The organism is Massilia sp. AB1 (assembly GCF_018119385.1).
Taxonomy (GTDB): domain Bacteria; phylum Pseudomonadota; class Gammaproteobacteria; order Burkholderiales; family Burkholderiaceae_D; genus Telluria.
On record NZ_JAGKSG010000002.1, the window covers coordinates 104298 to 127317 of the forward strand.

At 66.9% G+C, this 23020-nt stretch carries 29 protein-coding genes; 9 read left to right on the forward strand and 20 right to left on the reverse strand.

Annotation, left to right across the window (positions count from 1 at the left end; translation table 11 throughout):
- Positions 1-14: 14 nt before the first annotated feature.
- Both lipB and J8847_RS01770 read right to left on the reverse strand, forming a co-directional pair.
- Entirely contained in the window at positions 15-713 is a 699-nt protein-coding gene (gene lipB, locus J8847_RS01765) for a lipoyl(octanoyl) transferase LipB (protein WP_211522969.1), read from the reverse strand.
- A 90-nt stretch (positions 714-803) separates the two neighbouring features.
- Positions 804-1070: a DUF493 family protein gene (locus J8847_RS01770; protein ID WP_211522970.1), complete on the reverse strand. Its 267-nt coding sequence runs from the start codon at positions 1068-1070 to the stop codon at positions 804-806.
- Positions 1071-1399: 329 nt separating this feature from the next.
- On the opposite strand from J8847_RS01770, the gene J8847_RS01775 reads away from it, so the two are divergent.
- The gene (locus J8847_RS01775; protein WP_229512454.1) at positions 1400-1693 is read left to right on the forward strand and encodes a PAAR domain-containing protein; all 294 of its coding nucleotides are present in this window, start codon (positions 1400-1402) and stop codon (positions 1691-1693) included.
- Positions 1694-1706: 13 nt separating this feature from the next.
- Here J8847_RS01775 and J8847_RS01780 read toward each other — a convergent pair whose 3' ends face one another.
- From J8847_RS01780 to J8847_RS01795, 4 genes are all read right to left on the reverse strand, one after another.
- On the reverse strand, positions 1707-3728 hold the full coding sequence (locus J8847_RS01780; protein ID WP_211522971.1) for a DUF6600 domain-containing protein: 2022 nt from the start codon (positions 3726-3728) through the stop codon (positions 1707-1709).
- A gap of 140 nt (positions 3729-3868) precedes the next feature.
- Positions 3869-4513 carry a LysE family transporter gene (locus J8847_RS01785; protein WP_211522972.1) on the reverse strand — a complete coding sequence of 215 codons (645 nt, stop codon included), beginning with the start codon at positions 4511-4513 and terminating at the stop codon, positions 3869-3871.
- A 118-nt stretch (positions 4514-4631) separates the two neighbouring features.
- Positions 4632-4916 carry an HU family DNA-binding protein gene (locus J8847_RS01790; RefSeq protein ID WP_211522973.1) on the reverse strand — a complete coding sequence of 95 codons (285 nt, stop codon included), beginning with the start codon at positions 4914-4916 and terminating at the stop codon, positions 4632-4634.
- Positions 4917-4994: 78 nt separating this feature from the next.
- On the reverse strand, positions 4995-5204 hold the full coding sequence (locus J8847_RS01795; RefSeq protein WP_211522974.1) for a BrnA antitoxin family protein: 210 nt from the start codon (positions 5202-5204) through the stop codon (positions 4995-4997).
- 199 nt (positions 5205-5403) lie between these two features.
- Between J8847_RS01795 and J8847_RS01800 the strand changes: the two genes are divergently transcribed.
- Positions 5404-6345: a DUF808 domain-containing protein gene (locus J8847_RS01800; RefSeq protein ID WP_211522975.1), complete on the forward strand. Its 942-nt coding sequence runs from the start codon at positions 5404-5406 to the stop codon at positions 6343-6345.
- A 33-nt stretch (positions 6346-6378) separates the two neighbouring features.
- Here the strand turns inward: J8847_RS01800 and J8847_RS01805 are convergent, their stop codons facing one another.
- Complete coding sequence (locus tag J8847_RS01805) at positions 6379-6891, reverse strand: hypothetical protein (RefSeq protein WP_211522976.1); 513 nt, start codon at positions 6889-6891, stop codon at positions 6379-6381.
- Positions 6892-6907: 16 nt separating this feature from the next.
- Positions 6908-7384 carry a hypothetical protein gene (locus tag J8847_RS01810; RefSeq protein ID WP_211522977.1) on the reverse strand — a complete coding sequence of 159 codons (477 nt, stop codon included), beginning with the start codon at positions 7382-7384 and terminating at the stop codon, positions 6908-6910.
- Between the two features lie 36 nt (positions 7385-7420).
- Here J8847_RS01810 and J8847_RS01815 point away from each other — a divergent pair, with 36 nt between their 5' ends.
- From J8847_RS01815 to J8847_RS01825, 3 genes are read left to right on the forward strand one after another with little or no spacing between them, the layout of a single operon-like run.
- On the forward strand, positions 7421-8710 hold the full coding sequence (locus tag J8847_RS01815; RefSeq protein WP_211522978.1) for an SDR family oxidoreductase: 1290 nt from the start codon (positions 7421-7423) through the stop codon (positions 8708-8710).
- A complete protein-coding gene (locus tag J8847_RS01820; protein WP_211522979.1) occupies positions 8711-9175 on the forward strand; it encodes a DUF2269 domain-containing protein in 465 nt (154 codons plus the stop codon).
- Between the two features lie 34 nt (positions 9176-9209).
- Positions 9210-10235, forward strand: coding sequence for an NAD(P)-dependent alcohol dehydrogenase (locus tag J8847_RS01825; RefSeq protein ID WP_211522980.1), 1026 nt, complete (start codon positions 9210-9212; stop codon positions 10233-10235).
- Here J8847_RS01825 and J8847_RS01830 read toward each other — a convergent pair whose 3' ends face one another.
- The 4 genes from J8847_RS01830 to J8847_RS01845 are packed head-to-tail and all read right to left on the reverse strand — an operon-like array spanning position 10236 to position 12470.
- Positions 10236-11006: a glutaminyl-peptide cyclotransferase gene (locus J8847_RS01830; RefSeq protein ID WP_211522981.1), complete on the reverse strand. Its 771-nt coding sequence runs from the start codon at positions 11004-11006 to the stop codon at positions 10236-10238. It abuts the gene before it with no gap.
- A gap of 32 nt (positions 11007-11038) precedes the next feature.
- Positions 11039-11518: a DUF6644 family protein gene (locus J8847_RS01835; RefSeq protein ID WP_229512455.1), complete on the reverse strand. Its 480-nt coding sequence runs from the start codon at positions 11516-11518 to the stop codon at positions 11039-11041.
- Positions 11518-11856, reverse strand: a complete 339-nt coding sequence (locus J8847_RS01840; protein WP_211522982.1) for a DUF6152 family protein — start codon at positions 11854-11856, stop codon at positions 11518-11520. Before J8847_RS01840 ends, J8847_RS01835 begins: the two co-directional genes overlap by 1 nt.
- Positions 11857-11903: 47 nt before the next feature.
- Complete coding sequence (locus J8847_RS01845; RefSeq protein WP_211522983.1) at positions 11904-12470, reverse strand: histidine phosphatase family protein; 567 nt, start codon at positions 12468-12470, stop codon at positions 11904-11906.
- Between the two features lie 118 nt (positions 12471-12588).
- Here J8847_RS01845 and J8847_RS01850 point away from each other — a divergent pair, with 118 nt between their 5' ends.
- Positions 12589-13068, forward strand: a complete 480-nt coding sequence (locus J8847_RS01850; RefSeq protein ID WP_211522984.1) for a GNAT family N-acetyltransferase — start codon at positions 12589-12591, stop codon at positions 13066-13068.
- A gap of 8 nt (positions 13069-13076) precedes the next feature.
- The gene (locus J8847_RS01855; protein ID WP_211522985.1) at positions 13077-13817 is read left to right on the forward strand and encodes a DUF6624 domain-containing protein; all 741 of its coding nucleotides are present in this window, start codon (positions 13077-13079) and stop codon (positions 13815-13817) included.
- On the opposite strand, the gene J8847_RS01860 is transcribed toward J8847_RS01855, so the two are convergent.
- The 3 genes from J8847_RS01860 to J8847_RS01870 form a co-directional block, all read right to left on the reverse strand.
- A complete protein-coding gene (locus J8847_RS01860) occupies positions 13814-14575 on the reverse strand; it encodes an SDR family oxidoreductase (protein ID WP_211522986.1) in 762 nt (253 codons plus the stop codon). The genes J8847_RS01855 and J8847_RS01860 overlap by 4 nt on opposite strands.
- A 279-nt stretch (positions 14576-14854) precedes the next feature.
- Positions 14855-15508, reverse strand: a complete 654-nt coding sequence (gene nfsB, locus J8847_RS01865) for an oxygen-insensitive NAD(P)H nitroreductase (protein ID WP_211522987.1) — start codon at positions 15506-15508, stop codon at positions 14855-14857.
- Positions 15509-15553: 45 nt separating this feature from the next.
- On the reverse strand, positions 15554-16561 hold the full coding sequence (locus tag J8847_RS01870; RefSeq protein ID WP_211522988.1) for a zinc-binding alcohol dehydrogenase family protein: 1008 nt from the start codon (positions 16559-16561) through the stop codon (positions 15554-15556).
- A 134-nt stretch (positions 16562-16695) separates the two neighbouring features.
- Here J8847_RS01870 and J8847_RS01875 point away from each other — a divergent pair, with 134 nt between their 5' ends.
- Positions 16696-17613 carry a LysR family transcriptional regulator gene (locus J8847_RS01875; protein ID WP_211522989.1) on the forward strand — a complete coding sequence of 306 codons (918 nt, stop codon included), beginning with the start codon at positions 16696-16698 and terminating at the stop codon, positions 17611-17613.
- 1 nt (position 17614) lies between these two features.
- Here the strand turns inward: J8847_RS01875 and J8847_RS01880 are convergent, their stop codons facing one another.
- Entirely contained in the window at positions 17615-18229 is a 615-nt protein-coding gene (locus tag J8847_RS01880) for a LysE/ArgO family amino acid transporter (RefSeq protein ID WP_211522990.1), read from the reverse strand.
- Positions 18230-18323: 94 nt separating this feature from the next.
- Here J8847_RS01880 and J8847_RS01885 point away from each other — a divergent pair, with 94 nt between their 5' ends.
- Positions 18324-19223: a LysR family transcriptional regulator ArgP gene (locus tag J8847_RS01885; protein WP_211522991.1), complete on the forward strand. Its 900-nt coding sequence runs from the start codon at positions 18324-18326 to the stop codon at positions 19221-19223.
- Here the strand turns inward: J8847_RS01885 and J8847_RS01890 are convergent.
- From J8847_RS01890 to J8847_RS01905, 4 genes are all read right to left on the reverse strand, one after another.
- Positions 19142-19591 (reverse strand): hypothetical protein, encoded by a 450-nt coding sequence (locus J8847_RS01890; protein ID WP_211522992.1) that lies wholly within the window; start codon positions 19589-19591, stop codon positions 19142-19144. The genes J8847_RS01885 and J8847_RS01890 overlap by 82 nt on opposite strands.
- A 195-nt stretch (positions 19592-19786) precedes the next feature.
- On the reverse strand, positions 19787-22042 hold the full coding sequence (locus tag J8847_RS01895) for a PhoX family phosphatase (RefSeq protein WP_373999811.1): 2256 nt from the start codon (positions 22040-22042) through the stop codon (positions 19787-19789).
- Positions 22043-22144: 102 nt separating this feature from the next.
- A complete protein-coding gene (locus tag J8847_RS01900) occupies positions 22145-22492 on the reverse strand; it encodes a YnfA family protein (RefSeq protein ID WP_211522994.1) in 348 nt (115 codons plus the stop codon).
- Positions 22493-22542: 50 nt separating this feature from the next.
- Complete coding sequence (locus tag J8847_RS01905; protein WP_211522995.1) at positions 22543-22950, reverse strand: DUF2750 domain-containing protein; 408 nt, start codon at positions 22948-22950, stop codon at positions 22543-22545.
- Positions 22951-23020 lie beyond the last annotated feature (70 nt).

Sequence of the window (23020 nt, forward strand, 5' to 3'; positions counted from 1 at the left end):
TGCCCTCAGGGCGTTCAGTTGGTTTGTTCGGTGACGGGCTCGGTGCTGCCGAGGTCGCTGGTGGCCAGCTGGCGCACCAGTTCGCGCGCCAAAGCCTGCTGGACGTCGGCCAGCGGCGCTTCGACGCCCATGGTGCGCATGTCGACCGTGGCCAGGCCGGAATAACCGCAGGGGTTGATCCACGTGAACGGCGCCAGGTCCATGGCCACGTTCAGCGACACGCCATGGTAGGTGCAGCCGTTGCCGCGCACTTTCAGGCCGAGCGCGGCGATCTTGGCGCCCTTGCGCGGACCGTCCGCCATGTAGATGCCGGGTGCGCCCGCGACGCGTTCACCCGCAAGATTATACGCCGCCAGCACATCAATCACCGCTTGTTCGATTTTCGCAACAAATTGGCGGGCGTACAGCTTGCCGCCCGGCTTGTTGCGGCGCAGATCCATGAGCAAATAGATAACGACCTGGCCGGGACCGTGGAAAGTCACTTCGCCGCCGCGGTCGGTCTGCACCACCGGGACGTCGTGCGGCGCCAGCACGTGAGCGCGGTCGGCGCCCAGGCCCAGGGTGAAGACGGGCGGGTGCTCGACGATCCACAGCTCGTCCTGGGTGTCCGGCGTGCGCGCATCGGTGAAGGCGCGCATGGCGGCGAAAGTGGGTTCGTACTCGGCGCGGCCGAGCTCGCGGATGATCGGCGTGGCGGGACGGGGCGTTGACATGAAGGTATCAAGCGAAAATATGGACGGCCCCGTCATTATAAGCCAGCGCGATCCCTTGCGCCGACGGGGTCGCTTTCCTGGCCTGATCCTTTAGAGAACCATCTTCACCATGTGGTGCGAGGACAGGGCGCGATAGACGTCGTCCAGCATCTCGCGGCTGGTGGCGCGCACGATGCAGGTCAGGCCCGTGTAGTTGCCCTTGGCGGAAGGACGGCTCTGCAGCTTGCCTTCATGGAAAGTCGGGTCGTATTTGGCCACGACCTCGATGATCGTCGCGGCGAAATCCGCGTGCGTCGCGCCCATCACCTTGATCGGGAAGTCGCTCGGGTATTCGATGAGGGATTCTTTCGGGTCCATGGTCCTAGTCCTGTCTTTAAAGGGTGGCATTGTAGCCAAACCCATAGATGGTGCTGGATTGGCGAAAAAAAAGGCCGGCTGATTGCCGGCCTGAACTATTCCCATTCCTTGGGGGACATAGCGGGACATACACATCGCTTTGGACCGGGAGGACAGCCCGCCGCGATGAGTCAACTGTAGCGAAACAGTTCCCGCAACTCGACCGGGATGTGACGAGCTGCAGTTTTCGCGGCATGAACGGGAAAACTGGGCCTGGCACGCTTGCGCGCTCTCAAGCCACCACGCATGCGCAACCCTAGAGTGGAAGCTTGCCAAAGGAGCCAGACATCATGATGCGCGCATTGATCCTCAAGGGCGATCCCACCTCGCACGGCGGCGAAGTCCTCGAAGGGAACGAATTCATCCGGGTCAACGGCCGGCCGGTCGCCCAGCGCGGGCACATGACTTCCTGCCCCCGGTGCGGCGGCGAATTCCCCATCGTCGAGGGCATCCGCTCGCACAGCATCGGCGGCATCGGCGCCGCGCTGGAAGGCATGAAGACAGGCTGCGGCGCCGAGCTGATCGCGACCACGACCGCCGGCTGCATGCTGCTCGACGACGGCGCGGGCAGGGAGGGCGGCTAGGCGCGGCTGCGCTTCAGCGGTCCTGGTGGCGTCCGCGCCCTTCGTCACGCCCTGCGTCGGTATATCCACGCTGTTCGTTGCGGGCGCGGGCCGCTGCGGGCACCGGGGACGACTCGGCCTGCATCGGCATGGCGCGCGGCGGCGGGGCGACGGCCTGGGGCGGCGGCATGCTCGGACGTGGTGGCGGAGCGACGGCCTGGGGTGGCGGCATGCTCGGGCGTGGAGGCGGAACCGCCGCCTGGAGCGGCGCCATCTGCGCAGGCGGGGGCGCAGCTTGCGCGACCGGTGCGGGCGCTGCCTGCACCATGGGCGCCGGCATCGCGGCCGGCTGCGGACGCTGGCGACGGCTCTCGAAAGCGCTGCGTGCCTCGTCGCGTCCGCTCTCACGTCCGCTTTCGCGCCAGTTTTCGCGCCCGTCGTCGTCGCGCTCCATGCGCTGCCAGCTGCGGACCGGCGCCGGTTGGCGCTGCGTCACCGGCGGCTGCGCAGCCGGCGGGACAGGGGCCACCAGCGGCGCAGGGGCGGGGAGAGGAGCGGGCGCCGGCGTGACGATGCGTCCCTGCTGCGCGAAGCCGGAGACCGGCGCGGCGCTCGTCGATTGCTGCTGCGGATGCGTCGACAGCACAGGCGGACGCTGGCCGCGGGCGTAGCGTTCGCGCTCGCGCTCGCGCTCGCGGCCATTTTCGCGGGCCTCGCGCTCGGCTTCCCAGCGCTGGCGCTCGGAACGATCACGCTCGAGCCGGTCCAGGCCGGTGCGCTCGCGCACAGCCAGCGGCGGCGGCGGGGCGCCGGTGGCAGTCCCGGGCGCCACCAGCGGCGGGGTAGTCGCCTTCGGCAGGCTCGACACCACGACCGGGCCGCGCTGGCCGAACTGGGCCTGCGGAACCACGGTCAGGCCGCGATGCCGGTAATCCGGGCGGCGGTCCGGCCCGGTCTGGTCGCGCGTGCGCCAGCCATGCGAATTCAGGCGGCGCAGGCGCTCGTCCGACAGGCGGTAGCCCGGCACGAAGCGGTCATGCGGCCCGAGCGGATACCAGCCCTGGGCCGGCATCCGGCGCGAATGGAAGTGCAGGTTCCAGTCGCCGCCGCCGACCCAGCCCACCAGGGCCGGCGCCCACACCGGGCGGTGCTTGTGGCGGCCGGGCGCCCAGGCCCAGCGGTTTTTTACGTGCACCCAGCGGCCGTAGTGGAAGGGCGCATAGCCCCAGGGCGCGTTGTCGACCCAGGTCCAGCCCCAGGGCGCGATCCAGGTCCAGCGGCCGTCGCGGTAGGGCACCCAGCCGGCGGCCACGCTCGGTATCCACAGGTGGCCGTAGTCCGGATCCTGGCTCCAGCTGCCGTAGCGGTCCAGCTCTTCGTAGCCGGTCATCTCGGTGGTGACGTAGCGCGCGGAGACCGCGCTGTCCTGCTGCCTGTCGCGTCTGAGCGACCAGTCGTCGAAGACGTCGCGGCGCGCCTGCAAGGTGCGCACGTCGTCCTCGCGCACCTCGGCGCTGCGGCCGGCACGCACCAGCAGGCTGGCGCCGGCGCCTTCGACCTGGGCCTCGCCGTCGAACACGCTGACCAGGCTGGTGTCGCGCACGCGCTCGGCGTCCACGCGCAGGCGGCCCGGGCGGTTCATCCGGACGCGCGCCTGCGGCGTCGTGAGTTCGAATTCCGGCGCCACGTCCTCGCTCACGATGCGCACGCTGGCGCTGCCGTAGTGCAGGCGCAGGCGCAGGCTGTCGTCGTCCAGCTCGGTCACTTCGAGGGAGCTGTCGCCGTCCAGGCGCACCGAGGTCGAGCCGATGCGCAGCTCGGTGCGCGCGCCGGGCGCGGTGGTGACCAGGTTGCGCGAGGTGACCGGCCAGTTGACCAGGGCGTCGCTGGCGGCTTCGCCGACCTCGCCGTTGATGGTGACCTTGCCCTGGGTCAGCGACACGCGGCCGACGCGGCCGGGCGGCTCGGTCTCGAGCAGGTCGTCCTGCGCCACCGCGAGCGTGGAAAACACCGCCAGGGCAAGCGCGGCAGCGGTCTTGGTCAAACGGATGGTCATGGCGGGCTCCAGCGAAAACGCGGACGGAAGGTGTCCACCTGATTACAACGCAGGCGCTGTTTCAGGGACAACAGGCGTTACAGAAAGTTGCACCTGGATCGTGACAGAAACCCGCGCGCGTCACAATCGCGCCATCTTCATCAAGCCGGCTGGCCGCCGCGCTTGACGAAGAACAGCATCGAACCGATCACCATGAGCACCGCGCCGAAGACGCGGTTCTGCAGCTGCATGGCGCGCGGATCGCGCAGGAAGCGCTGCATCGAGGCCGCCAGGGCGGCGTAGCCGTGCATCACGATGGAGTCGATGGTGATCATGGTCACACCGAGGATCGCCAGCTGGGTCAGCAGCGGCGCATCTTTCGAGATGAACTGCGGCAGCACCGCCACCATGAAGATGATGCCCTTGGGATTGGTGGCATTGGTCAGGAAGCCCGTCAATACACGCTTGCCGAGGGAAGGGTGGGCTTCCAGGCCTTCGGTGCTGGCCATCGGGCCGCTCGACGGCGCTGCGCGCCACTGGGCGATGCCCAGGTAGATCAGGTAGAGCGCGCCGACCACCTTTACCACCGTGAAGGCCAGCGAGGAAGCCAGCAGCAGGGAGCCCACGCCGGCGCCGGCGATGATCAGCACCAGGATCAGGCCCAGCTGCAATCCCAGCACGGTGCCGCTGGCTTTCTTGAGGCCGTAGGCGAGGCCGTGCGACATCGACAGCACGGCGCCGGAGCCGGGCGAAATGGCGATCAGGGTACCGGCGATGACGAAGGCGATCCAGGTAGCGAAGCTCATGCTGCGACGGGAGAAAAGGGGAACGGAGTGAAGGGGGATAATACAGCGGGGAGGCGAAACCAGCTAGCGCGCGCGGCCGCCATGGAGCGGGGCCGCGGCGCGAGCCGTGGGGTAATGCTTACTTCTTCTTCGGATTGACGGCGGCCTTCAGGGTGGCGCCGGCAGCGAAGCGCGGGGTCTTCGACGCAGCAATCTTGATCACTTCGCCGGTGGCCGGGTTGCGGCCCTTGCGTGCGGCGCGCTTGGTCACCGAGAAGGTGCCGAAGCCGGTGATGCCGACCGTGTCGCCCTTTTTCAGGCGCTCGGTGATGATCTCGATGATGGTGTTCACAGCGTCGTTTGCGGCAGCGCCGGACATCTCGGTGCGCTTCGCGAATTCCGCGATCAGTTCGCCTTTTTTCATAGGTCCCTCCGGGGTTAAAAGAGCGGGAAGATTAGCATAAATATTGCTCTGTGTAATCTCGCTCTCCCGAAGGAGGCCTTATGCGGCGCTGGTTTCTGCCATCGGGCCACCCAAACGGTTGCGCAAGGCGGCATTAATCAGGGTCTGGTAGCCGGTGCCGCAGCGCTCGGACAGGTTGCGGAATTCCTTCAGCACTTCGTCGTCGAGGTAAATCGTGATGCGGGTCTTGCGTTTGGGCGGACGGCTACGGCGAACCGGTGCTGCTTGCAGGGTCGAATCGGTGTTCATGGCATCTCCTTCATTGGACGAGGCTGCAGTACCGCAGCCCACTGCTCGCACTATACGTATGCCAGCGTCGAGCTGCCCATCAAAAGCGACGAGATGCAGATTTCCGGGACTGGAATGCAAAAAGCCGCGCTGAACCGTGCGACTGGCCCCCTGTCGTCGGTTAATATCATGTGAATTTGACATTTCGGGAGCATGACTCATGGCTGGGGGAAGTTTGCTGGCACTACTGGACGACATTGCGAGCGTCCTCGACGACGTAACGGTGATGAGCAAGGTCGCCGCCAAGAAGACAGCCGGCGTGCTGGGCGACGACCTGGCGCTCAATGCCCAGCAGGTGACCGGCGTCAACGCCGACCGCGAGCTGCCGGTGGTGTGGGCGGTCGCCAAGGGCTCGCTCAAGAACAAGGCGATCCTGGTGCCGGCGGCGCTGGCCATCTCGGCCTTCGTTCCCTGGCTGATCACGCCGCTCCTGATGATCGGCGGCGCCTTCCTGTGCTACGAAGGCTTCGAGAAGCTGGCGCATAAATACCTGCACAGCAAGGCGGAGGACGAGCAGCACCACGCCGAACACGTGGCGGCCCTGTCCGACCCGGCGGTCGACCTGTGCGAGGTCGAAAAGGACAAGATCAAGGGCGCGATCCGCACCGACTTCATCCTGTCGGCGGAAATCATCGTGATTTCCCTGGGCACCGTGGCAGGCGCCCCGTTCGGCCAGCAGGTGGCGGTACTGGTCGCGATCGCGCTGGCGATGACGGTGGGCGTGTACGGCCTGGTGGCGGGCATCGTCAAGCTGGACGACGCCGGCCTCTACCTGAGCCGCAAGGCGAGCAGCGCCGCACAAGGCCTCGGCAAGCTGCTGCTGGCGCTGGCGCCCAGGCTGATGAAATTCCTGTCGGTGGTCGGCACCGCGGCCATGTTCATGGTCGGCGGCGGCATCGTCGCCCACTCGCTGCCGGCGCTGCACCACTTCTCGGAAGGCGTGGCGCACTCGGTGGAAGGCGTGCCCGCCATTGGCGGCGTGCTGGCGGCGATCGCCCCGACCGTGGTCGACGCCCTGGCCGGCGTGCTGATCGGCGCCGCCGTGCTGCTGGTGGTGACCATCGTGCAGCGCATGCGCGGCAAAAAGGCTGCCGCTCGTTAATTAAGCAGCAGTCTACGCAAACAGCGTCGGCGGCTAGACTGCCGACGCGTTCAGTTTCCCCAGCCGCAAGGCCGCCATCCCATCCCTCACCGCCCACGCCAGCGCGCCCAGCGCCATCGCAGTAAGCACCCAGCTCCCCCATCCATGATCGACCGCCGCCAGCCCGGCCGGCAAGCCGCGCCAGGCCAGCAGCGCCTGCCCGGTCAGCACATACATCGCGCCCAGGTTCATGAACAGGAACAGGTGCAGCACCCGCTCCGTCACCGGCAGCACGCGCACATCGCCCTCGATCACCAGGTCGCGCGCCGACACCAGCACTTCCAGGACGAGCAGCGCCACGATCCACCACACGAAGGGACCGTGCCACTCCCACCAGGCCAGCGACAGGAACAGCAGCGCGAACAGCAGTTCGCGCGCGCTGTGCATCCTTTCCTCGCCGGCCGCTTCCGGCCGCGAGGGCAGCCTGGCCAGCAGCTCGTGGTTGAGGAACACGTCGATGCCGCCGATCACGCCGTGAACAATTAACGCATAGACATACGGCGGCACGTTTTTTCCTTCTGTTCTAGACTTTGTAGGTCTCGCTGCGGCGGCTCAGCATGGCGCCGACGGCCAGTCCGATGGCGAAGCCGCCGTAGACCACGGCCAGCGAGGGCTTGGACAGGCGCTTCTCGTAGCCCGGGTGCAGCGGCTTGGGCGTGATCTTGTAGTCGGTGAAGGCGGCCAGGGCCGAGGTCGCGGCGGCCGCGGCCATGGTGCCGACCGGGCTCTTCTTGTCCAGCACGGTGCCCGCGAAGCGCTCGAACACGAAGGACCAGAAGGTGGCGCTGGCGTGGTGGATCAGGTAGCCGGGCACGGTGTAGCGCAGCGACAGGCCGTCGCGGTGCGCCGCTTTCTCGCCGTGGACGTAGTGGCTGACCGCGTTGGTGGGCGCGTACGGGCTGCCGGTTTCCTTCTTGCCCATCAGGGCCAGCGCCGCGGTCGAGAGAATGCTGGATGCGGTGCCGGATACCAGGGCGCGCTGTAATGCCGAGTTTTGCATGGGACCCTCTTCTTGATGACGTGAAAGGAAGCATGGATGCGGATCTTGCTGACGGGAGCAAGCGGTTTCATCGGACAGCACCTGCTGCAGGCGCTGCTGGCCGAAGGCCACCAGGTCGTGTGCGCAATGAGGAAGCCAAAAAGCGACAGCGATCCGCGCATCACGACTATCCATGCTGACTTCGCCAACGATACCGAACAATCCACCTGGCTGGCGCGCTTGTCGGGCATCGACGCCGTGATCAACACGGTCGGCATCTTCCGCGAGAGCGGCAGCCAGACCTTCGAGCGCCTGCATACGGAAACCCCGCGCGCCCTGTTCGCGGCCTGCGCCGAATCGCACGAGGTGCAGATGGTGATCCAGCTGTCGGCGCTGGGCGCCGACCACGAAGCACAGACGCGCTATCACCTGTCCAAGAAGGCGGCGGACGACTACCTGGCCTCGCTTCCCGTGCGCGCCTGGATCGTCCAGCCCTCGCTGGTCTACGGCCCGGAAGGCGCCAGCGCGCGCGCCTTCCGCACCCTGGCCAGCATGCCCTTCACCCTGCGTTTCGGCAGCGCTCCCCAGCTGGTGCAACCCATCCACATCGACGACCTGGTGGCCGCCATTGCCGGCCTGCTCAGGCATCGCCTGACGATTCCACCGGAACAGGGCACGGCCATGCGCGTGCCGCTGGTGGGGCCGCAGGCCATGCCCTTCACCGACTACCTGGCGGCGCTGCGCAAGGCCATGGGCATGGGCCGCCTGCACGTGCTGCCGGTTCCCGGTCCACTGGCGCGCCTGGCGGCCAAGGCGGGGCGCCTGCTGCCCGGCGCGCTGCTGGACGAGGACGCCCTCAGCATGCTGGACCGCGGCAACACGGGCGATCCTTCGCTGGCCACGCGCCTGATCGGCCACCCGCCGCGCCCCGTCTCGCAGTTCATCACCAACCCGGGCGCGGAACGCACGCGCGCCAAACTGGGATGGCTGCTGCCCGTCTTGCGATACAGCATCGCGGCGGTGTGGATCCTGACGGCCATCGTGTCCTACGGCCTGTATCCGGTCGAGGACAGCTATGCCTTGCTCGCGCGCAGCGGCATTCCGGAAGCGCTGCAGCCGCTGATGCTGTACGGCGCCGCAACCTTCGACCTGATCCTGGGCCTGGGCATCCTGTTCCTGGGACGGCGGCGCTGGCTGTGGCTGGCGCAGCTGGCCCTGATCGGTTTTTATACGGTCGTCATCGCCTTCAAGCTGCCGGAATTCCTGCTCCACCCTTATGGGCCGCTGACCAAGAACCTGCCCATGCTCGCGGCCATCTGGCTGCTCTACGAACTGGAGGAAAAGTAGATGGAATACGTCGTCGTGAAGTGGCTGCACATCCTGTCCTCGACCTTCCTGTTCGGCACCGGCATCGGCTCGGCCTGGTACATGCTGTTCGCCAACGTCAGCCGCGACGTGCGCGCCATCGCCGTGGTCGCCAAGTACGTGGTCGTCGCCGACTGGCTGTTCACCGCCACCACGGCCATCCTCCAGCCGGCTACCGGCTTCTACATGATCCACCTGGCCGGCTATCCGCTGCACAGCAAGTGGATCATGTGGTCGCTCGCCCTGTACGTGATCGCGGGCGCCTGCTGGCTGCCGGTGGTGTGGCTGCAGATCCGCATGCGCGACATGGCGGCGGAAGCGGCCAGGGCAGGCGGCGAGTTGCCGCCGCTGTACTGGCGCTATTTCCGGATCTGGGTCACGCTCGGGGTGCCGGCCTTCCTGGCCTTCGTGGTGATCTTCTGGCTGATGGTAGCCAAACCGATGTAGTGCTAGCTTTTCCTCAACCGAGAAAGGAATACCGATGCGGGCTTACCAAATACTTCCTGGCGCAAACATCGACGGTCTGCAATGCGTCGACTATCCGGACCGCGAGCTGGGAGCGGGCGAAGTCCGTATTCGCATGCACGCCGTCTCGCTGAACTACCGCGACTTGATGGTGGCGAGCGGCAACTACCTGGTTACCGTCGACGATCCGATCATCCCCTGTTCGGACGGCGCCGGCGAGGTGCTGGCCACCGGCCCCGGCGTCACCCGGGTCCAGAAGGGCGACCGCGTGGCCGGGTCCTTCTTTCCGCTCTGGCTGGATGGTGCGCCCAGTCCGGAAAAGATCCGCCATGCCCTGGGCGGCGACATCGACGGCATGCTGGCCGAGGAGGTCATCCTGCACGAGGATGCGCTGGCCAGGATTCCTCCCGGCCTGGACTTCCTCGAAGCGGCGACCATGCCCTGCGCGGCGGTCACGGCCTGGAATGCGATCTTCGTGTCGAGCAATCACATCAAGCCGGGCGATACGGTATTACTGCTGGGCACGGGCGGCGTCTCCATCCTCGGCCTGCAGCTGGCCAGGGCGGCCGGCCTGCGCACCATCGTCACCTCCTCGAGCGACGACAAGCTGGCGCGGGCGCGCGAACTGGGCGCCCACCACACCATCAACTACCGCAGCATTCCCGAGTGGCATGACGAAGTCCTGCACCTGACCCACAACATGGGCGCCAACGTCGTGCTGGAAGTGGGCGGGCAGGGGACGGTGAACCGCTCGGTGTCGGCGGCCGCGATGGGCGGCACCATCGCCATCATCGGCGGCGTGAGCGGTTTCGGCGGCGAAGTGAATCCGGCCTCGCTGCTGGCCACGGCCAAGCGCATGGTCGGCATCTACGTCGGCAGCCGCACCATGCTGGAAGACGTGATGCGCTTCGCCGACACCACGGGCGTCAAGCCGGTGATCGACCGCGTGTTCCCGTTTTCCCAAGCCCAGGAAGCCTACCGCTACATGGAATCGGGCTCGCACTTCGGCAAGGTGGTGATCGACGTCACCGACCGCAGCTGATTATTTTTTCAGCGGCACCAGTTCGATCTCGAACAGCTTGGGCCACAGCTTGCCGGTGACGAACAGGCGCTGGCTCTTGCCATCCCAGGCGATGCCATTGAGCACGGCGTCGGGACTGCTGGTGCCGCGCTGGTCCTTCGGCAGCAGGCCGGTCAGGTTGATCCAGCCGATCACCTTGCCGCTGTCCTTGTCGATGCGGGCGATGACGTCGGTGCCCCAGATATTCGAATACAGCTCGCCGCCGACCACTTCCAGCTCGTTGAGCTGGTTGATCGGCGTGCCTTCGGCAGTCACCTGGATGCGGCGCAGTTCCTTCATCGTCCTGGCGTCGAGGATGCGGATGAAAGAGCTGCCGTCGCTCATGTACAGGTGTTTGGCGTCGTTCGCCAGGCCCCAGCCTTCGCCCACGTACTCGAACTTCTGCTTCAGCTTGAAGCTTTTCAGGTCGAACACATAGCCCACCTGCGAGGTCCAGGTCAGGCCGATCAGCTGGTTGCCGACCGCGGTCGCTCCCTCGCCGAACACCTCGGGCGGCAAGTCCTGCTTCTGGACCACCTTGCCGCTCTTGAGTTCGACCTTGCGGATCGAGGACTTGCCGTTCTGGCCGGTGCTTTCGTACAGGTAACCATCGCGGAAGAACAAGCCCTGGGTGAAGGCTTGCGGATCGTGGGGGTAAGTGTTCTTGACGACGAATCCGTAGACCGGAATGGCAGCCTGCGCGGCGCTGGCCAGCGCGGAGGCGAGGGCAAGAGTGGTGAACTGTTTCAGCATGGCGTGCTCGGGAATGGCGGCAGGTGACTGTATCACACGTAGGCCAGCATCCGCCCGCAAGTGATCACGGCGATCCACAGCAGCAGCGACAGCGCCGCCTGCAGCCTGGCCCAGGCTGGGATGCCGTCCCGCCATTCGGCGGCGCGGCGGTAGGGACCGAGATGGAACAGCAGGGCGTTCACCCCCGCCGCGGCGATCAGGCACAGCTTGAGCAGGAAGACGGGATTGCCCAGCATCTCGATCGGCTGGGTGGAAAACATCAGCAGCCCGGTCGGCACCACCAGCAAGAGGCTGCCCACCGACCAGGGCAGCAGGTGGCGCGCCAGCGCCTGGACCGGCAAGTCACGGCCGAAGCCGAGCACGCGCAGGTCGAACATCGCCACCGCGCCCACCAGCACGGCAAAACCGAGGATGTGCGCGGTCTCGACGATGGGATAGAGCCAGGCGTGGCCGCGCATGGCGGCCGCCACCGGTGTGGACGCGACCCAGGCGGCCGCGTCCTGGTAGGGCATCAGCGCAGCTCCGTGGTCTTGCTGCCGATGGTGATGCGTTCGGCGCGCAATTCGTCCGGTTTGTTGCGGTTCTGGTAGCCCACCACGGTGGCCTTGCCGCCGGTGGCCAGCATGTCCTTGGCCAGGCCCCGGTTTTCCATTCGTCCCGGCGGCGCCAGCACCACCAGCCAGGTCTTGTCGGCCGTCTTCAGGCGCACGTAGCCGTGCGGCTGCATGTAGCCGGATTCCTCGATCGTGCCGGTCAGCTGCAGTGGCTTGTCGGCATCGTATTCGCTCCATCCATGGTGGGCGGAAGCGGTGGCGGCCACCAACGTGGCCAGCAGGAACAGACGTTTCATGGGCACACTCCGGTTGAGGACAGTGCCGACGATTGTACGCCCGTTATTCACTCATGCGCACGAAGTACGCCCAGGTTGTCCAGGTAGTCGCCGGCGGGCCGGGCCACCACGATCTCGCCCTGCGCCACGGAAATGTCGACCAGGGCGCGGATGTTGATGTCGTGCGTCACCAGCACGAGGTTGGCCTTGCCCGCATAGTCCCCGGTCCTGGCCTGCACCTCGGCCACCTTGGCGCGGCGGCGTCCGTCGTCGTCGTTGAACATCGAATCGAGCATGGGGGCCGGCTCGGCCTTGCCGAACACCAGGCGGGCGGTGTCCAGGCAGCGGCACCAGCGGCTCGACAGCACCGCGCCGATGGGAATGCCGTGGCTGCGCAAGGCGTCGCCGATGCGGCGCGAGTCGCGCCGGCCGGCCTCGGACAGGTTGCGCTGGGTCGCGCAGCGCTCCAGCACGAAGCCGGGCGGATCGCCGATGCCGGGATCGGTGGCGGCGTGGCGGATCAGCAGCACATGGCCGCCTGCGCGCAAGCGCTGCCACAAGGCAGTCTCCGCTGGCGCTGCGCGCAGGGGAAAGCTGGCGGCGGCCAGCAGCGCCAGGAAGGGTCGTCGTTGCATGTCTGCCTCGTTCGGCAAGCGATGCCGGATTATCGCGCCGCCGTGCTTCGGAAGGGCGCACGCTTTTGCATGCGCATGGCGTGTACACTGCCTGGATAGCCGAAACGGGGAGAACAGCATGCTGATGCAACGCTCGGCAACCGGCGCCGACCTGGCAGCGCTGTGGGAGCTGCGCACCCGCGCGGTGCGCGCCACCTGCGCCTCGCATTATCCGCCCGACGTGATCGAGACCTGGTGTGCCACGCGGCCGCCCGCCGCGCTGCCGCTGCGGGTACGGGCCGGCGGGGCCGTGGTGGCGGAAGAAAACGGACAGGTGATCGGCTACGCCATCCTCAACCAGGACACGGGCGAGGTCGATGCCGCCTTCGTGGAGCCCGCGCACCAGGGCCGCGGCATCGCCCTCCGGCTGATGCGCGAACTGGAAACCATGGCGCGGCTGCGCGGCCTGGCGCGCATGTTCCTGTCCGCATCGCTCAACGCGGTGCCGTTCTACGAGCGCGCGGGCTTTGTCCCGGTGCGCGAAGAGGTCTATCCGCATCGCAGCGGAATCGGGATCCGTTCGGTGTTCATGGAAAAACGCTTGCCGCAGCACGCATAGACCGCCTTATGCAGGATGGCTGGACCGCCGGCAGCGGCCACCCTACACTGGCGGTCCTGCCACCTGATTCGAGCGCCATGCCCCGCCTGCCGACCCCTGCCGCCATCCTGCTTGCCGCCATCCTTCCTTGCCTGCCGGCGCAGGCCGCGTGCGATCGCGTGGCGGCGGACCTGGACAGCATGACGAGCGCCGACCAGGCGCTGCGCAAGCGCATCAACCACCTGGAGGGAAAGACGCCGGCCCAGGAGAAGCTGATGGAGCATATCCGCATCGTCGACCGCGAGAACACGCGGCGCCTGAAGGCCATCGTCGCGCAATGCGGCTGGCCGACCAAGGCGAAATACGGGGAGCAGGCGGCCGGCGCGGCCTGGCTGCTGGCCCAGCACGCCGATCATGACCTGCCCTTCCAGCGGCAGGCGCTGGCGCTGATCGAACAGGCGGCGGCCGACAGCGGGCAGCCGCCGGACCAGCTGTTCGCGCTGTTGTCCGACCGCGTCGCGGTCGCCGAAGGGCGTCCCCAGCGCTACGGCACCCAGCTGATGGCGCCGGCCGGCAAGCCCTGCGCCTACGATTTCCAGCCGATGGACGACCGCGCCAAGGTGGAGGAGCGGCGCAAGGCGATGCGCATGCCGCCGCTCGAGGACTACCGCAGGATCCTGCTGCAGATGCAGCACTGCCCGATCGACGTGGTCACCGGCAGGCCGAACGACGACTACCATTACGCTCCGCCGATCGGGGCCGGCCGTTAAATCACGGGAATCGGGTTCGCGGCAATGTAGGCGTTGAACTCGTTGACCAGCTGGTGCTCGTTCGGACCGGCGTTGTTCCGCATCGGCTGGGCGGATTCGACCACCACTTCTTCCTTGTCTCCCGCCAGCGCGGCCATGGTCTGCTCGATGAAGGCGGCCAGCGGCATGGCGCGCGGGTCGTCGCTCTTGACGATCAGGTCGGTGTTCACCCAGGGCGGGGCGATTTCCTGCAGCCTGACCGAGGTGTCGCGCAGCATGAAGCGCTGCGACAGCGTGTACGAGTGCAGGGCCGCCTTGGTGGCCGAGTAGACGGCGGTCGAGGCCAGCGGCACATAGGCCAGCACCGAGGTGTTGTTGATGATGGTGGCGCGCGGCTGCTGCTTGAGGTGTTCGATCAGGGCGGAACTCATGCGGATCGGGCCGAGCAGGTTGGTCGTGACGGTGGACAGCATGGTGTCTTCGTCGATCGCGCCGGCCGCATCGTCGAAGGGCATGATCCCGGCGTTGTTGACCAGGACGTTCAGCTTGGGGAAATCCCGGGTCAGCTGGGCGGCGACGCGGCGAATGGCGGCCGGATCGGCGATGTCGAGTTCGACGGCGTGCATGCCGGGGTTGGCCTCGACCACCTCGTCCAGCAGCGCCTTGCGGCGGCCCGCGATGATGACGGTGTTGCCCAGCTTGTGGAAGGCTTCGGCCAGGCCGCGGCCGATGCCCGAGGCGCCGCCGGTGATGAGGATGGTGTTGTCGGTAAGTTGCATGCTGTTCTCCGTGTGGGTTGTTGATGTGAACCAGTCTACGGAGGGCAAACATGTCTCGTTGGTCGAATATCCCTCGAATTCGGACATTGTCGCCAGCGTTTGAGCGTCGTTCACGCGAAGGCGGGAACCCAAGTTTCCCTGCGCTGCTAATAACGCCTGAAGTATCGCTACCACTGAGCGACGAACTTAGGTTCCCGCCTGCGCGGGAACGACGATCCAAGGCCGCGTAAACAAAAACGGCGTGCATCGCTGCACGCCGTTGACGACTTCGATCGATGATCAGATGAAGGTAAAGGTCATCTCTTCCGGCAGGCGCGACTTCGGCAGGTGCGCATTGAAGTCGGCCTCGGACGAATACCCGAAGCTCACCAGCACCAGGCTGGCCAGCCCTTTCTCGTTCAGCCCGAACTCCGCGTCGAGGATCTTCTGGTCGAAGCCTTCCATCGGCGTGGCGTCGATGCCGAGGGTGGCCGCGCCCAGCAGGGCGGTGCCCAGCGCCAGGTAGACCTGCTTTTCCAGCCACTGGGCGACGTCCTTGCCGCCGTAGCGATGCTGGTGCACGTAGCCGCGGCGGCCCGCGTCCTGGCCGGCGCGCGCGGCGGCGTCGCGGAAGCGGCCGTCGCGTGCTTCCTGCTCGAGCAGATTGTTCAGGTGCGCTTCATCCATGTCGATGCGCGAGCACAGCACGATCACGTGCGAGGCATCCTGGATCTTTGCCGCGTTGTAGGAATAACCACCCTGCGCCGCCTTGGCGATGCGGGCGCGCCCTTCCGGCGTATTGGCGACGATGAAGTGCCAGGGCTGCGAATTCACCGACGAGGGGCTGTGGCGCAGCAGGCTGTACACCTTCTGCATCACGTCTTCGGGGATGCGGCGCTGCGCGTCGTAGGCTTTGGCGGTATGGCGCTCCTTGGCGGCCGACAGAATATCCATGCGTTGGTCCTTGCTACAAAAAGAAAATGGTAAGCGATCTGGCGATTACGCGTAGGCGAGCACGATTTTCCCGTGCGCCTTGCCGCTTTCGACCAGCGCGTGCGCGCGGCGCATGTTGGCGGCGTTGATGTCGCCGAAATGCTCGCTCAGCGTGGTCCTCAGGCTGCCCTGTTCGACCATCTGGGCCACGCGATTCAGCAGTTCGTGCTGGCGGATCATGTCAGGCGTCTGGAACATCGAGCGCGTGAACATCAGCTCCCAGTGCAGCGAGATCGACTTGCGCTTGAGCGGCATGGCGTCCAGGGTCTCCGGATCGTCGATCAGCGCGAACTGGCCCTGCGGCGCCAGCACCTCGACGATCTCCGCGTAGTGGCGGTCGGTGTGGGTCAGGCTGACGACGATGTCCACCGCCTCGAATCCCAGCGCGGCCAGCTGCGGCTTCATCGGCTTGCTGTGGTCGATCGTATGGTGCGCGCCCAGTTCGCGCACCCATTGCTGCGTGAGCCCGCGCGAGGCAGTGCCGATGACGGTCAGCCCCGTCATGCGCCTCGCCAGCTGGGTCAGGATCGAACCGACTCCGCCGCCCGCGCCGATGATCAGCAGGGACTTGCCTTCGCCGCCGCCTTCCGGCACCTTGATGCGGTCGAACAGCAGTTCCCAGGCGGTGATCGAGGTCAGGGGCAGCGCGGCGGCCTGGGCGAAATCGAGATTGGCCGGCTTGCGGCCGACGATGCGCTCGTCCACCACCTGGAACTGGCTGTACGAGCCGGGACGGGTGAGCGAGCCGGCGTAGAACACCTCGTCGCCCGGCGCGAACAGCGTCACCTCGGCGCCAACGGCGCGCACGATGCCGCTCGCATCCCAGCCCAGGACACGCGCTTCGGTGACTGCGGCGCCGCGGCGCACCTTGGTGTCGACCGGATTGACGGCGACGGCGCGCACTTCGACCAGCAAGTCGCTGGGGCCGGCCAGCGGCATGGGAAGATCGGCATCCTGCAAGGCTTTCGGATCCTCGATCGGCAGGCCGTGCTGGGTGTAGACGATGGCTTTCATGGGTGTTCTCCAGTGCGATTGAATGCGATGGAGGCGATTCTAGGGAACGGCCGAGCAGGAAAACACCCGCATGGCAGAATTACACTTTCACTGCCAGCGTGAAAATCAACACTGCTTTCACCATCAGGAAGAACATGATCCGACTCGACGACCTGGCCTTGTTCGTGCGCTCCGCGGCGCTGGGCAGCTTTTCGCAGGCGGCGCGCGAGGTGAACCTGCTGCCGGGACAGGCCAGCGCGGCCATCCAGCGCCTGGAGCGCGAGCTCGACATCCGCCTGTTCGCGCGCTCGACGCGCAGCCTGCGCCTGACCGAGGAAGGAAAGCGCTACCTGCCCTACGCCCAGGACGCGCTGCAGGCGCTGCGCGAAGGCCGGGAAGGCATGCGCGGAGAGGACGCCGCGCTCAGCGGCACCCTGCAGATCGCGGCGCCCTCGGACTTCGGCCGCAACCTGCTGCTGCCGTGGATCTCGGCGTTCCGCAGCCATCACCCCGGGCTGGACATCCAGCTGCTGGTGTCGGACCAGGTGGCGGACATCTTCCGCGATCCGGTCGACATCGCCCTGCGCTACGGCCAGATCGACGACGCCAGCTTCATCGCCCTCCCGGTGGCGCCGGAAAACCGGCGCGTGCTGGTGGCTTCGCCGGCCTATCTCGCACGCCACGGCCGTCCACGCTCGCCGCTCGACCTGGCCACCCATAGCTGCCTGGTGTACCGGCTGCGCGGGCGCAGCTACGACCGCTGGTGCTTCCCGGCGACGGACGAGGTGGTGCAGGTGAGCGGGCCGCTGGTGAGCGACGATGCCGACGTGGTGCGGCGCTGGGCGGTGGCGGGAGAAGGCATCACCTACAAATCCTGGCTCGACGTGCACCAGGACGTGCTGGAAGGGCGCCTGGAGGTGCTGCTGCCGAAGATGCCGGGCGAGCCCACGCCCATGAACCTGGTGTGCCCGCACCGCAAGCAGTTCTCGCCGGCGGTGAAGCAGCTGCACGCGCTGGTGGCGGAGCGCTGCCGCCCCATCACCGCGCAGCTGCTGCGGATGCTCGGGCAGTAATTCAGCCTGCGCGCAGCAGCAGCAGCGCCAGCAGCAGCATCAGGCTGCCGGTGAAGGCTTCGATGCCGCGCCAGACCGCGGGCCGCGACAGCACCGGCGCGCAGCGGCGCGCGCCGAAGCCGAGCGCCGAGAACCACAGCACCGAAGCCGTCATCGCGCCCAGTGCGAAGGACAGGCGCTGGGCGGAGGCGAAGCTGCCGCCCACGGTCCCCAGCACCACCACGGTATCGAGGTAGACGTGGGGATTGAGCAGGGAGATCGCCAGCACCGTGGCCAGCGCCTTGCCGAGGGTCTGGACGTGCTGCCCGTCCACGCTGAGCGCAGCCCCGCCGCGGGCACTGCTGGAGAAGCAGCGCAGGCCGTACCAGACCAGGAAAGCCGCGCCGCCGTAGCGCGCCACGCCCACCAGCACGGGCGAGGATTCGACCAGCGCACCCAGGCCGGCCATGCCGAGGGCGATCAGGATCACGTCGATGACGATGCAGGTGGCGACCACCGGCAGCACATGCTCGCCGCGTACGCCGGTGCGGATCACGTGCGCGTTCTGCGCGCCGATCGCCATGATCAGGCTGGCGCCGAGGCCCAGCCCCTGTAGAAAAACCTGTTGGGAAAACATGCGGCCTCCGTGGGAAAGCCATCACTATCCCTGTCCGCCGGCCTAGATTCAATTATATTCATGAAATCTAAACCTCCTTAAGCAGAACTGAACCATGAAGCTCGACGCGCGCCGCAGCGCCGCCTTCCTGGCCGCCGTCGATTGCGGCAGCCTGGAGCTGGCGGCCAGCCAGTTGAACATCACGCCCTCGGCGGTCTCGCAGCGCATCTCGGCGCTGGAACAGGACCTGGGCACGCCGCTGCTGGTGCGCAGCCGCCCTTGCCGTCCGACCGGGCCGGGCACGCGGCTGGTGCAGTACCTGCGCCGTTCTACATTGCTGGAATCGGAGTTCCTGGCCGAGATGGGCATGGATCCGGGACCGGTGCGGGTGGCGCTGGCGGTCAACAACGACACCCTGGCGACCTGGCTGCTGCCGGTGCTGGCGCCGGTCCTGCTGGAAGAACAGCTGCTGGTCGAGTTCCTGCTCGACGACCAGGGCCACACCTTCGGGCTGCTGGAACAGGGTCGGGTGGTGGCTTGCGTGACGGGCGAGTCGGCGCCGCTGCACGGCTGCACGGCCAGCGCGCTGGGCGTGATGCGCTACCGGCTGGTGGCCTCGCCGGCCTTCGCACGGCGCTGGTTCCCGGACGGCTTCTCGCGCAGCGCCGCGCTGCATGCGCCGGTGATGGTGTTCGACCGCAAGGACCCGCTTCAATCGAGCTTCCTGCTGCAGCACTTCGGACTGCCGGAGGGCGCCTATCCCTTCCACTACGTGCCGGCCAGCGATCCGTATGTGAATGCGATCCGCGCCGGCCTGGGCTACGGCCTGCTGCCGCTCGAACAGTGCGCGGCGCTGCTGGAGGCGGGCGGGCTGGTCGACCTGACGCCGCACCTGCATGTGGACGTGCCGCTCTACTGGCACGCGTGGCGCATTCAGCCGCCGCGGCTGGAGCGCATGGGGACCGCGCTGGTGAAGGCGGCGCGCGAGGTGCTGCTGCCGATCGGCCACCACTGAACGGCGCCCCACAGCAGTTCGGGGATCAGGAACAGCCAGAGCATGGGGAGCGGGTCCTGGAGCATGGCCCAGGCGAGCCACAGGGAAAAGACCAGGCGGGCGGTGGCGTCGAAGCGGCCCAGTTTCAGACTGGGTGTGATGAGGCGGAAGACGGACCAGGTGAGCACCAGGGTGCCGAGCAGGATCGCGAGCAGGAGGTGGATGGTTTCGAATCCGGGCAGTGGACCGGCGCCGAGCCACTGGTTGAGGTGCGAGAGCTGGGCGTAGAAGTGGGCGAAGGTCCAGGGAGTGGCGAAGGGCGCGATCACGATGATGTCGTAGAGGGCGCTGGCGCGGGTGAGGCGGAGGTAGGTGTGGAGTGGGAGCATTCGGTCATGCTCGCACTGTTGGGCGTTGGGGCTATTGAGGTGTGCTTAGGAACTTGGGTTCCGGCCCGCGCCGGAAGTCGTAGGCGCCAGTGGCGCGTACGACGGCCTTACGGTTGGCCACTAGCGCTCGATCCGTCATCCCGGCGAAGGCCGGGATCCAAGTTTGCTCGCACGTCACCGGAATAAAGAAAGGGCTTAGGTTCCGATCCGCCCACCGTCATTCTTCGTGATGACAATCGTCGCCGAGCGCGGGCGCTTCCCCGCGCCATACCCCGCATTCGCCGGCCACTGGCTGGTGTACTTCGCCGGATCAGCCACGTTCGCCGAGGAGGTGTTCTCGCCCGGATGCTGGATGTTCACGAACAGCGCCTTGCCATCCGGCGTTTCGGCGATGCCGGTGATCTCCGACCCCACCGGCCCCACCAGGAAGCGCTTGAGCGTATCGGCCGTGGCGGCCTTGCCGACGAAGGTATCCACATTCAAGGTCGAACCATCGGCGCGCGGATAGCTCAGGGTGACTTTCTTGCCGTCGCCCACCTGCCCCGGCACGCCGGCCAGCATCATGCAGTTGGTGACGTCGGTGTAGGCGCCGTCGTCGGTCTGGAACCAGCAGATGCCGGTGGCGGTGCTGAAAGCCAGGCCGTCCGGGCTGGAGAAGTCCTGGTCGGCGGTGAGGCCGGACAGGTTGACCTTGTCGGCGGCGGCAGCCGCTTCGGCGCCGAACAGATACACGTCCCAGGTGAAGCTGGTGGCGGCGGAACCGGCGGCGCCTTCCTTGACGCGCAGGATGTGGCCGTTCGGGTTGCCGTTCTGCGCCGTCGTGCCCTTCATGTCGGTGTAGACGCGCGGGTTGGCGGCGTCGGGTGCGGACTGGCTGGCGCTGCCCGGTTCCACGCGGCGGTTGCTGTTGTTGGTCAGCGCGAAGTAGATCTCGCCGTTGGCCGGATTTACCGAGCACCATTCCGGACGGTCCATCCTGGTCGCGCCGACCGCGTCGCCCGCCAGGCGTGCATTGACCAGCACGTCGGCCTGGTCGGCGAACTTGTAGTTGGCGTAGGCGGCGATGGCAGCGTTGGTGATCGACAGTTCGATCCACTGGCCACTGCCGTCGGCGGCGAATTTGGCGACGTACAGCTTGCCGTTGTCCAGGTACTTGTCGCCGGTGGCGATGCGGTCCGCCGCGCTGGCGTCGGCGGCGCTCCAGAGCGTGTTCGACACGTACTTGAAGATGTATTCGTTACGCGAGTCGTCGCCCATGTAGACGGCCAGCGGCTTGCCCGCTTCGACCTTGCCGAAGGCTGCGCTTTCGTGCGCGTAGCGGCCCAGCGCGGTGCGCTTCTTGATGGCGCGGGTCTTGTCGTAGGCGTCCATCTCGACGATATAGCCCATGCCGTTCATCTCGTTGCGGTAGTCGTCGCTGCCGTTGGTCGAAACGCCGGTTTTGCTGATATTCCAGCGCGCGTACTTGTCGTCCGCGCCCCCGGTTTCCCAGCCGTGGCGCGACGCGGCGCCCTGGTCGCGGCCATAGCGCTTGAGCGCGGCCACGCTCTTGTCGGCGCGCGCGGCGTCGTCGGTGGCAGCGCGGGTGAAGTAGCCGGACCAGTTCTCCTCGCCCGACAGGTAGGTGTTCCACGGGGTCTTGCCGGTGCCGCAGTTGTTCAGGGTGCCGCGGATCTTGGTGCCGGTGGGCGAATACTTGGTGGTCACGAGCACATTGCCGCGCACCGGGCCGGAGAGCTCGACCTCGGTCTGCTGGTGCACGCGGCGGTTGAACGCGGACTCCTTCAGGTATTCCCACTTGCCGGCGTTCTTGCGCACTTCGACCACGGACAGGCCGTGCAGGGCCATCTCCTTGTCGACTTCCGCCGCGGGACGCGGCAGGCTCATGGTGCCGCCGTTCGCATGCAGGAAGAAGGACGACAGTTTTTCGTCGGTGGTCGCTTCGTGGTTCATCGCCAGCAGGCCGCGGCTGTTCTCGCTGGTCGAGGGGACGCCAGTGCTCGACAGCGGGAAGAATTCCATGCCGTCGTGGTGGTCGCCGGCGCGGTTTTCCATATCCGTATCGGTACCGTCGTTCTTGTAGGCCGGGGTGGCAGCGGTGAGCGGATCACCCAGTGCGTACAGGACCGAGGCGGTGTAGCCGGCCGGGACCACCACGGCGTCCGCCAGGCTCTTGGACACGGCGGTAAAGCCCAGCAGCTTCTCGGCCGGTGGCGTGGTGCCGGTCGGCGGAGCCGGCGCGGTGACGGTATCGCTGTCCGAACCGCCGCAGGCGCTCAGGCCCATGGCGCCGAGGAAGGCGGTGGCGGCCGAGGCGGCGCCGCCGCGCAGCAGGCTGCGGCGGCTCAGGCGGGCGTTGAGGACGGTGCTGAAGTGCTCGTTCGACGATGGGTTGGTATCGATATCGTCATGGTCGACAGGGATGCGGGCAAAGTCGGTCGGCTTGTTCACGAAGTGGATCCTGTTCGGTGGTGGTAAAAGTCCGAACATGGTAGAGAGTCAAGATGACCACTTTGTGACGCCTTCGTAACAGATTGATGACACAGTCCGTGTTTACGCAGGACGGTGTCCCAGGCCGATGCAGGCCGCACCCATCAGCGCCAGCCCGACACCCAGGTAATCGGTCCACACCGGCTTGATGCCGTCGACCACGGCCAGCCAGGCCAGGGCGGTGGCGATATAGACCGCGCCATAGCTCGCGTACACCCGGCCGCTGGCCGCCGGATGCAGGGTGAGCAGCCAGACGAAGGCCGCCAGGCTGAGCGCGGCGGGCAGCAGCAGCCATGCCGGGCCTTTGCCGGTGAGCCAGAGCAGGGGAAGGTAGCAGCCGAGCAGCTCGGCGATGGCGGTCAGGAAGAACAGGCCGAGCATGCGGCTGGTTGCGAACAGGTCGAAGGTCATTGGGCAGGATCGTGGACGGCGGAATGCCGCCGTGATCCTATCACCTGCCCTCAGTAACGGCCCAACTCCCGCACCAGGTCGGAACGCAGTTCGGCGATCGTCGGCGTGATGCCCTTGTCGCCGGGCGTGTAGAAGATGCCGGGCAGGACGCGGTCCTGCTCCAGCTGCGGCAGCAGGTCTTCCAGCAATTCCTCGATCGAGAAGGCTTGCGCGTCGTAGCCGTCCCATTCGTATTCGGCGCACAGGCTGGCGTAGTCGCTTGCCGGCCACATCGGAAACACCAGGGTGCCGTCGTCGGTCTTGGCCAGCGCCCAGCCATCCTGGTACAGCCCCCAGACTTCCTGCGCGTCCGCGACGCGCTTGATGAAGTATTCGTAGCGCTCCGGGCCCGGCAGGGTGACGACCGCCGCCAGTTGCTGCGCGCCCAGCTTGATCGCCGAAATAATCCTTTCGCTCATCACCATTCCTGTCGAACCAGGCGACATGCCCGTAAAGTCTCAGCATACGACAACATGGCGGTTCGGCGCA

What these genes read in the sequence shown, in the direction of transcription:
- J8847_RS01790 (WP_211522973.1), bottom strand. Translation starts at nt 4,916, where the DNA reads ATGAAAAAAGGCGAACTGATCGCGGAATTCGCGAAGCGCACCGAGATG.
- J8847_RS01885 (WP_211522991.1), top strand. Translation starts at nt 18,324, where the DNA reads ATGAAGCTCGACGCGCGCCGCAGCGCCGCCTTCCTGGCCGCCGTCGAT.
- J8847_RS01850 (WP_211522984.1), top strand. Translation starts at nt 12,589, where the DNA reads ATGCTGATGCAACGCTCGGCAACCGGCGCCGACCTGGCAGCGCTGTGG.
- J8847_RS01835 (WP_229512455.1), bottom strand. Translation starts at nt 11,518, where the DNA reads ATGCCCTACCAGGACGCGGCCGCCTGGGTCGCGTCCACACCGGTGGCG.
- J8847_RS01810 (WP_211522977.1), bottom strand. Translation starts at nt 7,384, where the DNA reads ATGCAAAACTCGGCATTACAGCGCGCCCTGGTATCCGGCACCGCATCC.
- J8847_RS01870 (WP_211522988.1), bottom strand. Translation starts at nt 16,561, where the DNA reads ATGAAAGCCATCGTCTACACCCAGCACGGCCTGCCGATCGAGGATCCG.
- J8847_RS01775 (WP_229512454.1), top strand. Translation starts at nt 1,400, where the DNA reads ATGATGCGCGCATTGATCCTCAAGGGCGATCCCACCTCGCACGGCGGC.
- J8847_RS01875 (WP_211522989.1), top strand. Translation starts at nt 16,696, where the DNA reads ATGATCCGACTCGACGACCTGGCCTTGTTCGTGCGCTCCGCGGCGCTG.
- J8847_RS01900 (WP_211522994.1), bottom strand. Translation starts at nt 22,492, where the DNA reads ATGACCTTCGACCTGTTCGCAACCAGCCGCATGCTCGGCCTGTTCTTC.
- J8847_RS01800 (WP_211522975.1), top strand. Translation starts at nt 5,404, where the DNA reads ATGGCTGGGGGAAGTTTGCTGGCACTACTGGACGACATTGCGAGCGTC.
- J8847_RS01840 (WP_211522982.1), bottom strand. Translation starts at nt 11,856, where the DNA reads ATGAAACGTCTGTTCCTGCTGGCCACGTTGGTGGCCGCCACCGCTTCC.
- J8847_RS01780 (WP_211522971.1), bottom strand. Translation starts at nt 3,728, where the DNA reads ATGACCATCCGTTTGACCAAGACCGCTGCCGCGCTTGCCCTGGCGGTG.
- J8847_RS01890 (WP_211522992.1), bottom strand. Translation starts at nt 19,591, where the DNA reads ATGCTCCCACTCCACACCTACCTCCGCCTCACCCGCGCCAGCGCCCTC.
- J8847_RS01770 (WP_211522970.1), bottom strand. Translation starts at nt 1,070, where the DNA reads ATGGACCCGAAAGAATCCCTCATCGAATACCCGAGCGACTTCCCGATC.
- J8847_RS01905 (WP_211522995.1), bottom strand. Translation starts at nt 22,950, where the DNA reads ATGAGCGAAAGGATTATTTCGGCGATCAAGCTGGGCGCGCAGCAACTG.
- J8847_RS01820 (WP_211522979.1), top strand. Translation starts at nt 8,711, where the DNA reads ATGGAATACGTCGTCGTGAAGTGGCTGCACATCCTGTCCTCGACCTTC.
- J8847_RS01825 (WP_211522980.1), top strand. Translation starts at nt 9,210, where the DNA reads ATGCGGGCTTACCAAATACTTCCTGGCGCAAACATCGACGGTCTGCAA.
- J8847_RS01785 (WP_211522972.1), bottom strand. Translation starts at nt 4,513, where the DNA reads ATGAGCTTCGCTACCTGGATCGCCTTCGTCATCGCCGGTACCCTGATC.
- lipB (WP_211522969.1), bottom strand. Translation starts at nt 713, where the DNA reads ATGTCAACGCCCCGTCCCGCCACGCCGATCATCCGCGAGCTCGGCCGC.
- J8847_RS01815 (WP_211522978.1), top strand. Translation starts at nt 7,421, where the DNA reads ATGCGGATCTTGCTGACGGGAGCAAGCGGTTTCATCGGACAGCACCTG.
- J8847_RS01845 (WP_211522983.1), bottom strand. Translation starts at nt 12,470, where the DNA reads ATGCAACGACGACCCTTCCTGGCGCTGCTGGCCGCCGCCAGCTTTCCC.
- J8847_RS01880 (WP_211522990.1), bottom strand. Translation starts at nt 18,229, where the DNA reads ATGTTTTCCCAACAGGTTTTTCTACAGGGGCTGGGCCTCGGCGCCAGC.
- J8847_RS01860 (WP_211522986.1), bottom strand. Translation starts at nt 14,575, where the DNA reads ATGCAACTTACCGACAACACCATCCTCATCACCGGCGGCGCCTCGGGC.
- J8847_RS01795 (WP_211522974.1), bottom strand. Translation starts at nt 5,204, where the DNA reads ATGAACACCGATTCGACCCTGCAAGCAGCACCGGTTCGCCGTAGCCGT.
- J8847_RS01830 (WP_211522981.1), bottom strand. Translation starts at nt 11,006, where the DNA reads ATGCTGAAACAGTTCACCACTCTTGCCCTCGCCTCCGCGCTGGCCAGC.
- J8847_RS01855 (WP_211522985.1), top strand. Translation starts at nt 13,077, where the DNA reads ATGCAGGATGGCTGGACCGCCGGCAGCGGCCACCCTACACTGGCGGTC.
- nfsB (WP_211522987.1), bottom strand. Translation starts at nt 15,508, where the DNA reads ATGGATATTCTGTCGGCCGCCAAGGAGCGCCATACCGCCAAAGCCTAC.